Genomic DNA, 10,936 nt, shown 5'->3' with positions numbered 1-10,936 from the left:
TGGGGCCATTCGGAGGTAGCGGTCGCGACGTGCGACGATGTGCGGCATGCCGCAGCAGCCCCCCGTTCGGAGCACACCCGCGCGACCTTCGCGTCCGGACGCGTCCATGTCGCTGCTCACCAACGTCATGGATCACAGCCTCGACGACGGTTATGCCGAGGCGGCCGCGCGGAAGAAGGCCGAGGGCGACGGTGGTCTGCCGAGGACCCTCAGGGCGAAGCTGGGTCTCGCCGCCGGCCTGGTGCTCGCGGCCCTCGTCGTGACCGTGGGAGCGGCGCAGGCGCGCGTGGCCGCTCCGGTGGTCGCCAAGGAGCGCGAGGAACTGATCGACCGCATCGACCGTGAGACGGCTACGGCGGACAAGCTCGAGAACACCGTCGACGAACTGCGCGACGACGTGAGCGCGCGTCAGCGCGAGGCGCTCAGGGAGAGCGGCGGCGATGGTCAGGCCGAGCTGCTGGGGATTCTGTCGGGGGCCGTCGAAGTCCATGGGCCTGGCGTGAAACTGGTCGTGGACGACGCCAAGGAGGCCAGCTCGGGTGGCGACGGTGACCCGCGCGAGACCTCCGGCTTCTCCGACACCGGGCGGGTGCGCGACCGGGACATGCAGCGTGTGGTCAACGGGCTTTGGGAATCGGGCGCCGAGGCCATCTCCATCAACGGGCAGCGGCTGACGGCGCTGTCGGCGATCAGGGCCGCGGGTGACGCGATACTGGTCGACAACAAGCCGCTGGCGCCGCCTTATACGGTGCTCGCGGTGGGGGACGGGCAGCGGCTGAGCACCAGGTTCCAGAACAGCGCCGACGGGCTGTATCTGCACGCCCTGCAAGAGAACTACGGCATCCGGACCAGCATCTCCACACAGGATGATCTCCGGCTGCCCGCCGCACCGAGTGTGATCGTACGTACAGCACAGCCGAAAACCGAGAAGGGCACATCGTGATCGCCGTACTGGGCCTCGTCGTGGGAGTCGTGGCCGGACTGTTGGTCCGGCCTGAGGTTCCGGCAGTCGTCGAGCCTTACCTGCCGATCGCCGTCGTGGCGGCGCTCGATGCCGTCTTCGGTGGTCTGCGGGCCATGCTCGACGGGATCTTCGACGACAAGGTCTTCGTGGTCTCGTTCCTGTCGAACGTGGTCGTGGCCGCGCTGATCGTGTTCCTGGGCGACAAGTTGGGCGTGGGCGCCCAACTGTCCACGGGCGTCGTGGTCGTCCTCGGTATCCGTATCTTCTCCAACGCCGCCGCGATCCGCCGGCACGTGTTCCGGGCGTGAGGCCGATGAGCGACAAGAGCGACAAGGATGCGGCAGCCGAGAACAGGCTGCGCAAGGAACTGCCGGAAGAGGTCCCCGCCGTGGCCTCCGAGGACGTGGACGCCCCGAAAGGGGAGTCCCAGCCGGGGCTGACCGGGCGGCAGCGGCTGGTGCAGGGGCTGTGGCCGCCGCGCGTGTCCCGCGCCCAACTCATCGTCGCCCTCCTGCTGTTCGGCCTCGGCTTCGGCCTCGCCGTCCAGGTGGCCTCCAACAGTGACAGCGACAGTGCCCTGCGCGGCGCGCGTCAGGAAGATCTCGTTCGCATTCTCGATGAACTGGATGACCGTACTCAGCGTCTTGAGGACGAGAAGCAGGGTCTCGAAGATCAGCGAACCGAGCTGGAGAACAGCTCGGACCAAGCCGAGGAGGCCCGTAAGCAGACGGTCGAGAAGGAGAGGCAACTCGGCATCCTGGCAGGCACCGTGGCCGCTCAGGGGCCGGGCATCACGATGACGATCGACGACACGAAGGGGACGGTCGAGGCGGACATGCTGCTCGACGCGATCCAGGAACTGCGCGCGGCCGGGGCCGAGGCGATCCAGGTGAACGGCGTACGGGTCGTCGCCGGGACCTATCTGACGGAGTCCGGCAAGAGCGTGAGCGTCGACGGGAACAAGATCAACGCGCCCTATCGTTTCAAGGTCATCGGCAAGCCGCAGGATCTCGAACCGGCGCTCAACATCCCTGGAGGCGTGGTGCAGACTCTGGAGAAGGAGCAGGCCACTGTAACCGTCGAGCGGTCGACCAAGATCGTCGTGGATGCCTTGCGGGCGGCGAAGCAGCCTGACTACGCTCGGTCGTCCTCTCAGTGAACCGGGGGTGCATGGGGGACGTCCGGCGAGGGCATGAGGTTGCGGGGGGTCGGCGCACCGAATGGGTGGTGCGTGGTGGAAACTGTCTGGTGGATACGGACGTTGTGAGTATGTCCGGGTCGACCGGTGTGTTCAGTCAGGGTTCGTCCTGCCCCACGGGCGGGTCTGTTTCGGTCAAGGGGAATCGCCCGTGAAGTTGTTTGCGAAGTTGTTCGGCAAGAGCGCGCGAGAGGGTAGCGACAATGCCACCGCTCGCCATCGCGCACAGCCAGACGCGGAGGGCCAGCGCCCGCTGTTCCGGGACCAGGTCGCTGGTCCGGGCGGTGACATTTCCGGAGGTCAGGGCGCGCCGTCGGTTGACCCTGCGCAGTCCGGGGGCATAGGTTTCGGGCAACCGTCAACCTCAGGTACGGGTGGAGGGTTTCCCGCCGACCCGTACACGTCCAATGCCCCGGCGGGGCAGGAGGATCCGTCCATGTCGGCCCTGGTGTGTACGAGGTGCGGTAACCGGAACGCGGAGAACAGCCGCTTCTGCTCCAACTGCGGTGCTCCGCTGCGGGCCGGCGTCGCCGCCGAGCGTCCGTCCGAGACGACCTCCACGATCTCCATCTCCGGCATCGAGGCCTACGACGCCGAGGTCACCGGTCAGACGCAGATGCCGATGCTCTCCCCGGAGGCTCAGGCAGCCGTCGACGCGCTGCCGCTGGGCTCCGCGCTCCTGGTGGTGCGCCGTGGGCCGAACTCGGGCAGCCGCTTCCTCCTGGACAGCGAGCTGACCACCGCGGGGCGTCACCCGCAGAGCGACATCTTCCTGGACGACGTGACCGTCTCGCGCCGTCATGTCGAGTTCCGGCGTGTTCCGGACGGCTCGTTCACGGTGGCCGACGTGGGCAGTCTGAACGGCACGTACGTCAATCGTGAGCGGATCGACTCGGTCGCCCTGTCCAACGGTGACGAGGTGCAGATCGGCAAGTACCGGCTGGTGTTCTACGCGAGCCAGCGGGGCTACTGACCCTCCCCCGGACTCGGTCCGGGGGGACCCCCAGGGAAGGTCCATGCTTCAAACACCGAGCGGCGGTGCCGGGCACGGTACCGCCGCCGCGGACAGTGGGCTGATGAGCATCGGCACGGTGCTGAACGTACTGCGCGACGAGTTCCCCGAAGTCACCATCTCCAAGATCCGGTTCCTGGAGTCGGAAGGGCTCATCGAGCCACAGCGCACCCCCTCGGGGTATCGCAAGTTCAGTGCTCAGGACGTCGAGCGCCTCGGCCACGTACTGAGAATGCAGCGGGACCACTATCTGCCCCTCAAGGTGATTCGCGAGCACCTGGAGGCCATGGAGCGCGGGGAGGCCCTGCCGCTTCCGACGGTGGGCCGTCAGCGGGACGGTGAAACCCTGCTGGAGCCTCTCACGGGGCCCACGGCAGCCCGTATCGGCCGATCCGAGCTGCTTGCCGCCGCCGACATCGGCGACAAGGAGCTGGAGGAGTGGGAGTCCTACGGACTGATCACTCCGTTGCCGGACGGCGGGTATGACGCCGAGGCGGTCACGGTGGCCTCTCTCGTGGTCGAACTGGGGCGGTTCGGCATCGAGCCGCGGCATCTGCGGGTGATGAAGGCGGCGGCCGACCGCGAGGCGGGCCTCGTCGACCAGGTGGTGGCCCCGCTGAAGCGCCACCGCAATCCGCAGACCAGGGCCGTGGCCGAGGCCCGTTCCAAGGAGCTGGCGGGGCTCACGGTGAAGCTGCACGCGGCCCTGGTGCAGACAGCGCTCGGAGTGCGGCTCCCCTGAGCCGGTGGGGCTCGCCCGGGCCAAGGTTCGGCCACGCGTTCTCGGCCCGACTACCCAAACGTCCCGGGCACGGCCTAGGGTTGCTGTGTGAACGAGCTCGATGTCGTAGGTGTCCGGGTCGAAATGCCCTCCAACCAACCGATCGTGCTCCTGCGTGAAGTGGGAGGCGATCGCTACCTCCCCATCTGGATCGGACCGGGGGAGGCGACGGCGATCGCCTTCGCCCAGCAGGGCATGGCCCCCGCACGACCGCTGACCCACGACCTGTTCAAGGACGTGCTGGAGGCCGTCGGCCAGGAGCTCACCGAGGTGCGCATCACCGACTTGCGTGAGGGCGTCTTCTACGCCGAGCTGGTCTTCGCCAGCGGGGTCGAGGTGAGTGCCCGCCCGTCCGACGCCATAGCGCTGGCGCTACGCACCGGGACGCCGATCTACGGCAGCGACGGGGTGCTCGACGACGCCGGCATCGCGATCCCGGACGAGCAGGAGGACGAGGTGGAGAAGTTCCGCGAGTTCCTCGACCAGATCTCGCCCGAGGACTTCGGTACCAACAGTCAGTGAGACGGTGACGACGCGAAATGCTGGCAATTGCCAGCGGCGAGTGAGAGCGTCCTGCGGCCCGTCCTCAGCGCATTCGGCTAGCCTTTCCCCGCGGTGGGGTACGGGAAACCACTCCTAGGGTGATTATCACTCGGCGTGCCGAGTGTGGCGATCGTTGACGCGCCCCTGGTGACTGCCTACCGTCGAGAAGGCAGGTCAAGGACGGAGGTCGGCGTGAGAAGCAGCGGCGACGGTACGGCTGGGGGTGTTCCCGGACGTGGTTTCGGGGACGGCGGCCCGTACCCGCTTCACAGCAGCGCGGCCGATCACGCTCCGCGGCGACCGGCGGCGGTGCCGAGCAGCGGAGGGGCGACGTCCATGGCGTCCGAGCAGATCGGCTATCGCGGACCGACGGCGTGTGCGGCCGCCGGCATCACCTATCGGCAACTGGACTACTGGGCCCGCACGGGCCTCGTGGAGCCGAGTGTGCGGCCCGCCTACGGGTCGGGGACGCAGAGGCTGTACAGCTTCCGGGACGTCGTCGTCCTGAAGATCGTCAAGCGGTTCCTCGACACGGGCGTGTCGCTGCAGAACATCCGCACCACCGTCCAGCACCTCAGGGAGCGGGGCTTCCGCGACCTGGAGCGCATGACGCTGATGAGCGACGGCGCCACGGTCTACGAGTGCACCTCGCCCGACGAGGTCCACGCCCTGCTCCAGGGCGGCCAGGGCATCTTCGGGATCGCCGTCGGTGTGGTGTGGCGGGACGTCGAGAGCGCCCTCTCGCAGCTGCACGGGGAGCGGATCGACACGGGCGAGACCCTGGTCGGGCCCAATCCCGCGGACGAGCTGGCGCGACGGCGGAATCGGGCGGTCTGAGCCCGCGTCCAGGGGCGGTGTCGGGGCATTGTCAGTGGCGTAGGGCAGCATCGGAGATGTGAGAAGTTCGCCCACGATCCTGCATCTCGACATGGATGCCTTCTTCGCCTCGGCGGAGCAGGCGTCCAAGCCGAGCCTGCGCGGGAAGGCCGTCATCGTGGGTGGGCTCGGGCCCCGTGGGGTGGTCGCGACCGCTTCGTACGAGGCTCGTGTCTTCGGGGTGAATTCGGCGATGCCCATGGCGCAGGCCCGTCGGCTCGCTCCGAATGCCGCCTGTCTCGTGCCGCGCTTCGGGTTGTACCGGTCGATCAGCGAGCAGGTGATGGCGCTGCTGCGGGCGCTGTCGCCGCTGGTGGAGCCGCTGAGCCTCGACGAGGCGTTCGTCGACCTGGAGGCCGGGGGAGCCGCCTGGGACGCGGAGTCGGCCCGGCTGACGGGGATCAGGCTGCGTGCGGACATACGGGCCGTAACCGGACTCACCGGGTCGGTGGGCCTCGCCGCCTCCAAGATGCTCGCGAAGATTGCCTCCGAGCAGGCCAAGCCCGACGGGCTGGTACTGATCGAGCCGGGGACCGAGAGGGCGCTGCTGGGGCCCATGTCGGTGCGGACCCTGCCCGGGGTCGGGCCGGCGACGGGCGATCACCTGAGGCGGGCCGGGATCACCACGGTCGACGAGATCGCCGAAGCGGGGGAGGACGAGCTCGTACGGCTGCTGGGGAAGGCCCATGGGCATGCGCTGTACGCCATGGCGCTGGCGCACGACGAGCGGCCCGTGGTGGCCGAGCGGGAGACCAAGTCGGTGTCGGTCGAGGACACCTATGACGTGGACATCCATGATCGCGTGCGGGTGGGGTTGGAGGTGCAGCGGCTGGCCGACCGGTGCGTGCGGCGGCTGCGGGGCGCCGGGCTGTCGGGGCGGACCATCGTGCTCAAGGTGCGGCGGTACGACTTCTCCACCCTGACCCGGTCCGAGACGCTGCGGGGGCCCACGGACGATCCGGCGGTGGTGCGGGAGGCCGCCGCCCGGCTGCTGGACTCCGTGGACACCACGGGAGGTGTACGGCTGCTCGGCGTGGGCGTCAGCGGGCTCGCCGACTACACCCAGGAGGATCTCTTCGCACAGGCGGCGGGGGAACATGTGGAGGGTTTCGAGGAGGAGGCCTCGCCGGACGAGCCCCTCGAGGAGTCCGCGGCGCCCGTCGAGCGGCGCTGGCCTGCCGGGCACGACGTGCGGCATGCCGAACACGGGCACGGCTGGGTGCAGGGCAGTGGGCTGGGGCGGGTCACCGTGCGGTTCGAGACGCCTCAGTCGGAGGTGGGGCGGGTGCGGACCTTCCGGGTCGACGACCCGGATCTGGAGCCGGCGGATCCGCTGCCCCTGGTGGCGCGAAGACCCGACGATCCCGAGGAGCCGCCGGTTCAGGCGTCGTCCGAGCCCGCCAGCTTGCCGAAGTCGCGGTCCGGGAGTGGGGGAGGGGGCGCCACGTCGAGGCCGTAGTGGTGGTAGAGCTGGAGTTCCTGTTCCGGGGAGAGGTGGCGGCCGACGCCGAAGTCCGGGGCGTCCTTGATCAGGGCCCGGTCGAAGGGGATGCGCAGGGTGCCCTCGATCACCTCGCTGGGCTCCAGGGGCACGAAGGCGTCTCTGCTGAACAGGCCGGTGCGTATGGCCGCCCACTCCGGTACGCCGGTCGCGTCGTCGAGGTAGACCTCGTCGACCGTGCCGATCTTGGTGCCGTTGCGGTCGAACGCCTTGCGGCCGATCAGGTTGCGCGGATCGATGTCGGTCTGCACGGTCCCTCCATTTGGTCGCAACTCATCCGTAAGCACTACGAAAGAGCACATTGGGGAAGGTGGCCACTCGAACGCTCTGGCGTTGACCTCGCTGGTAGGCTGACAGCGGCTGCTGACCCCGTGCGGGAGAGTCCTCCAGGCAACATCGGAGGCGCCGAAGGAGCAAATCCTCCCCGGAATCTCTCAGGCCCACGTACCGCACGGACGAGGTCACTCTGGAAAGCAGGGTGGGGGTCTCCACGACCTCCGCTCTCACCGACGGTGAAAGCCGGGCGGCCCTCGGGCGACCCGGTGAAGCTCTCAGGTTGAGATGACAGAGGGGGAGGCCGTCCGGGTACCCGTGCCGTGGTGCCCCTCGAAGGTCATGTCTGACCAGGAGGCCTCCGCAATGACCACCCATCGCATTCCGCTCTCCGAACTCGAACAGGGAATCCCCTTCGAGCAGCGCCACATCGGGCCCGATCAGGAGGCGCGGGCCAAGATGCTCGCGCAGGTCGGCTACGGCTCGCTGGACGAGCTGACGGCCGCCGCGGTGCCGGATGTGATCAAGAACGCCGATGCGCTGGAGCTGCCCGGTGCGCGCACCGAGGCCGAGGTGCTGGCCGAGCTGGGTTCCCTCGCGGACCGCAATCAAGTGCTCGGCTCGATGATCGGGCTCGGCTACTACGGGACGTTCACGCCGCCCGTCATCCTGCGCAACGTCATGGAGAACCCGGCCTGGTACACGGCTTACACGCCCTACCAGCCCGAGATCTCCCAGGGCCGACTCGAAGCACTGCTGAACTTCCAGACCATGGTCGCCGAGCTCACCGGGCTGCCGACCTCCGGCGCCTCGCTGCTCGACGAGGGCACGGCCGCCGCCGAGGCCATGGCGCTGTCCCGGCGCATGGGCAAGAACAAGAAGGGCCTGTTCCTGGTCGACGCGGACGCGCTGCCGCAGACCATCGCCGTGATCGAGACCCGCGCCGAGCCGACCGGTGTCGAGGTCGTCGTCGCCGACCTCAGCGAGGGCATCCCGGCCGAGCTCGCCGAGCGGGAGATCAACGGCGTGCTCGTCCAGTACCCGGGCGCCTCCGGTGCCGTACGCGACATCAAGCCGCTCGTCGAGCAGGCGCACGCCCTGGGCGCGCTCGTCACCGTGGCCGCCGATCTGCTCGCGCTGACGCTGCTGACCTCGCCGGGCGAGCTGGGCGCGGACATCGCGATCGGTACGACCCAGCGCTTCGGCGTGCCGATGGGCTTCGGCGGGCCGCATGCCGGATACATGGCCGTCCACGAGAAGTTCGCCCGCAGCCTGCCCGGGCGTCTCGTGGGTGTGTCCGTGGACGCCGACGGGAACCGGGCCTACCGCCTCGCCCTGCAGACCCGCGAGCAGCACATCCGCCGTGAGAAGGCGACCAGCAACATCTGCACAGCTCAGGTGCTGCTCGCCGTGATGGCCGGCATGTACGCCGTCTACCACGGGCCCGAGGGGTTGAAGGGCATCGCGCGGCGCACGCACCGGTACGCCAACCTCCTCGCCGAGGGGCTCAAGGCCGGTGGCGTCGTGGTCGTGCACGGTGCCTACTTCGACACTCTCACCGTGCGGGTGCCGGGGCGGGCCGGGGAGATCGTCGCCGCCGCACGCGAGCGCGGCGTCAACCTGTACCTCGTCGACGCCGACCACGTCTCCCTCGCCTGTGACGAGACCACCACGCGGGCCCAACTGGGCGCCGTGTGGGCGGCGTTCGGTGTCGAGGCGGACATCGAGGCGCTCGACGCGGCGACGGCCGATGTTCTTCCGGCCGGGCTGCTGCGGACTGATGACTTCCTCACGCACCCCGTCTTCCACCAGCACCGCTCCGAGACCGCGATGCTGCGCTACCTTCGCCGGCTCGCCGACCGTGACTACGCGCTCGACCGCGGCATGATCCCGCTGGGCTCCTGCACGATGAAGCTCAACGCGACGACCGAGATGGAGCCGGTCACCTGGCCCGAGTTCGGCCAGCTGCACCCCTTCGCGCCCGCCGAGCAGGCGCAGGGCTATCTCACGCTCATCCAGGAGCTGGAGGAGCGGCTCGCCGAGGTCACCGGATACGACAAGGTGTCCCTCCAGCCGAACGCGGGGTCCCAGGGCGAGTTCGCCGGGCTGCTCGCCGTACGCGGATACCACCGGGCCAACGGGGACGAGCAGCGGACCGTGTGTCTGATTCCGTCCTCCGCGCACGGGACGAACGCCGCCAGTGCCGTCATGGCCGGGATGAAGGTCGTCGTCGTGAAGACCGCCGAGGACGGCGAGATCGACGTAGCGGATCTGCGGGCGAAGATCGAGCAGTACCGGGACGAGCTCGCGGTGCTGATGATCACGTACCCCTCCACGCATGGCGTGTTCGAGGAGCATGTCGCCGACATCTGTGCGCAGGTGCACGAGGCCGGTGGGCAGGTGTATGTCGACGGGGCCAACCTCAACGCCCTTGTGGGGCTTGCCAAGCCGGGGCACTTCGGTGGGGACGTGTCGCACCTCAACCTGCACAAGACGTTCTGCATCCCGCACGGCGGTGGCGGTCCGGGCGTCGGGCCGGTCGGTGTGCGTGCGCATCTGGCGCCGTATCTGCCGAACCATCCGTTGCAGCCCGCGGCCGGGCCGGAGACCGGGGTCGGGCCGATCTCGGCCGCGCCGTGGGGTTCCGCGGGGATCCTGCCGATCTCGTGGGCGTATGTGCGGCTCATGGGCGGTGAGGGGCTCAAGCGGGCCACGCAGGTGGCCGTGCTCTCCGCCAACTACATCGCCAAGCGCCTTGAGCCGCACTTCCCCGTGCTGTACACCGGGCCCGGCGGGCTTGTCGCGCACGAGTGCATCATTGATTTGCGGCCCTTGACCAAGGCGACCGGTGTGAGCGTCGACGATGTCGCCAAGCGGCTGATCGACTACGGGTTCCACGCGCCCACGATGTCGTTCCCGGTGGCCGGTACGTTGATGATCGAGCCGACCGAGTCGGAGGATCTGATCGAGCTCGACCGGTTCTGTGAGGCGATGATCGCGATCCGTGGCGAGATCGAGCGGGTTGGCTCCGGGGAGTGGCCTGCGGACGACAATCCGCTGCGGAACGCTCCGCATACCGCGGCAGTGCTCGGTGGGGAGTGGGAGCACGCCTACAGCCGCGAGGACGCTGTGTTCCCGGGCGGTGTCTCGGTTGCGGACAAGTACTGGCCGCCGGTGCGTCGTATCGACCAGGCCTTTGGTGATCGGAACCTGGTTTGCTCTTGCCCCCCGTTGGATGCGTACGAGGACTAGGCAGTTCGTTTGCTGCGGGGCGCTGTGCGCACCCCGAATCACCCGCGAGGGCTCCGTCCAGGTCGTATGGCCTGGGCGGAGCCCTTGTTTGTCATGTGGTTGCCAGTGATACCTCGGTCGACTTGATCAGGGCGACTACCGGGGAGCCGGGGGAGAGGGCCAGGTCGGTGGCGGCGTCCGTGGTGATGGCTGCGGTCAGGTCGGCGCCGGTGACGGAGATCTTGACGGAGGCCATCGCGCCGCCGGTGGCCAGGTCGCTGACCGTGCCGGGGAGCTGGTTGCGGATGGAGAGGCCCGCTACCGGGGCGGTGGCGAGGGAGACCTCCGTCGACTTCACCAAGGCGCGTACGAGGGTGCCCTCGGTGAGGGCGAGTTCCTGGACGGCCTCCAGGGTGATCGCGGCGGTGAGGTCCTGGCCGCCGGTGAGGCGGACCTTGACCGTGGCCATGACCTCGCCCGGGGTGACTGCGGTGACGGTGCCGGGGAGCTGGTTGCGGATGCTCAGAGTCATGGGCATCAACTTAGGGGCGAGTGCG

General features: G+C 68.9%; 11 protein-coding genes and 1 riboswitch. Of the genes, 9 read left to right on the top strand and 2 right to left on the bottom strand.

All coding sequences use genetic code 11. The features are described from left to right. Positions 1-106: 106 nt before the first annotated feature. The 8 genes from AC5DRG_RS08630 to AC5DRG_RS08595 all read left to right on the top strand — a co-directional run bounded on the left by AC5DRG_RS08630 (position 107) and on the right by AC5DRG_RS08595 (position 6,833). Positions 107-943, top strand: a complete 837-nt coding sequence (locus AC5DRG_RS08630; RefSeq protein WP_491809402.1) for a DUF881 domain-containing protein — start codon at positions 107-109, stop codon at positions 941-943. Beyond that, positions 940-1,272: a small basic family protein gene (locus tag AC5DRG_RS08625; protein WP_003988855.1), complete on the top strand. Its 333-nt coding sequence runs from the start codon at positions 940-942 to the stop codon at positions 1,270-1,272. The genes AC5DRG_RS08630 and AC5DRG_RS08625 overlap by 4 nt, the downstream gene beginning before the upstream one ends. A gap of 5 nt (positions 1,273-1,277) precedes the next feature. Then, entirely contained in the window at positions 1,278-2,123 is an 846-nt protein-coding gene (locus tag AC5DRG_RS08620) for a DUF881 domain-containing protein (protein WP_491809401.1), read from the top strand. 61 nt (positions 2,124-2,184) lie between these two features. Then, positions 2,185-3,135: a zinc-ribbon and FHA domain-containing protein gene (locus AC5DRG_RS08615; protein WP_491809400.1), complete on the top strand. Its 951-nt coding sequence runs from the start codon at positions 2,185-2,187 to the stop codon at positions 3,133-3,135. A gap of 43 nt (positions 3,136-3,178) precedes the next feature. After that, on the top strand, positions 3,179-3,916 hold the full coding sequence (gene ftsR / locus AC5DRG_RS08610) for a transcriptional regulator FtsR (protein ID WP_491809399.1): 738 nt from the start codon (positions 3,179-3,181) through the stop codon (positions 3,914-3,916). 87 nt (positions 3,917-4,003) lie between these two features. Then, positions 4,004-4,477, top strand: coding sequence for a bifunctional nuclease family protein (locus AC5DRG_RS08605; RefSeq protein WP_006123076.1), 474 nt, complete (start codon positions 4,004-4,006; stop codon positions 4,475-4,477). 213 nt (positions 4,478-4,690) lie between these two features. Further along, entirely contained in the window at positions 4,691-5,335 is a 645-nt protein-coding gene (locus AC5DRG_RS08600) for a MerR family transcriptional regulator (protein ID WP_491809398.1), read from the top strand. Between the two features lie 58 nt (positions 5,336-5,393). After that, positions 5,394-6,833 carry a DNA polymerase IV gene (locus AC5DRG_RS08595; protein WP_491809397.1) on the top strand — a complete coding sequence of 480 codons (1,440 nt, stop codon included), beginning with the start codon at positions 5,394-5,396 and terminating at the stop codon, positions 6,831-6,833. On the opposite strand, the gene AC5DRG_RS08590 is transcribed toward AC5DRG_RS08595, so the two are convergent. After that, positions 6,755-7,126 (bottom strand): PRC-barrel domain-containing protein, encoded by a 372-nt coding sequence (locus tag AC5DRG_RS08590; RefSeq protein WP_491809396.1) that lies wholly within the window; start codon positions 7,124-7,126, stop codon positions 6,755-6,757. The two genes, AC5DRG_RS08595 and AC5DRG_RS08590, sit on opposite strands and share 79 nt — an antisense overlap. Positions 7,127-7,239: 113 nt before the next feature. Next, a riboswitch (glycine riboswitch) is annotated at positions 7,240-7,335 on the top strand. A gap of 179 nt (positions 7,336-7,514) precedes the next feature. Here AC5DRG_RS08590 and gcvP point away from each other — a divergent pair. After that, positions 7,515-10,400, top strand: coding sequence for an aminomethyl-transferring glycine dehydrogenase (gcvP, locus tag AC5DRG_RS08585; protein WP_491809395.1), 2,886 nt, complete (start codon positions 7,515-7,517; stop codon positions 10,398-10,400). Between the two features lie 91 nt (positions 10,401-10,491). Here gcvP and AC5DRG_RS08580 read toward each other — a convergent pair whose 3' ends face one another. Then, a complete protein-coding gene (locus AC5DRG_RS08580; RefSeq protein ID WP_491809394.1) occupies positions 10,492-10,911 on the bottom strand; it encodes a TOBE domain-containing protein in 420 nt (139 codons plus the stop codon). Positions 10,912-10,936: the final 25 nt, after the last annotated feature.

It is taken from the genome of Streptomyces sp. JLBG701 (assembly GCF_058544905.1).
The sequence above is the reverse complement of the archived record's forward strand: the minus strand, read 5'-3'. Positions and strand labels throughout refer to the sequence as shown.

Coding starts and splice junctions, on each gene's coding strand:
- AC5DRG_RS08630 (WP_491809402.1), top strand. CDS start 107: ATGTCGCTGCTCACCAACGTCATGGATCACAGCCTCGACGACGGTTAT.
- AC5DRG_RS08620 (WP_491809401.1), top strand. CDS start 1,278: ATGAGCGACAAGAGCGACAAGGATGCGGCAGCCGAGAACAGGCTGCGC.
- AC5DRG_RS08615 (WP_491809400.1), top strand. CDS start 2,185: ATGGGTGGTGCGTGGTGGAAACTGTCTGGTGGATACGGACGTTGTGAG.
- ftsR (WP_491809399.1), top strand. CDS start 3,179: ATGCTTCAAACACCGAGCGGCGGTGCCGGGCACGGTACCGCCGCCGCG.
- gcvP (WP_491809395.1), top strand. CDS start 7,515: ATGACCACCCATCGCATTCCGCTCTCCGAACTCGAACAGGGAATCCCC.
- AC5DRG_RS08580 (WP_491809394.1), bottom strand. CDS start 10,911: ATGACTCTGAGCATCCGCAACCAGCTCCCCGGCACCGTCACCGCAGTC.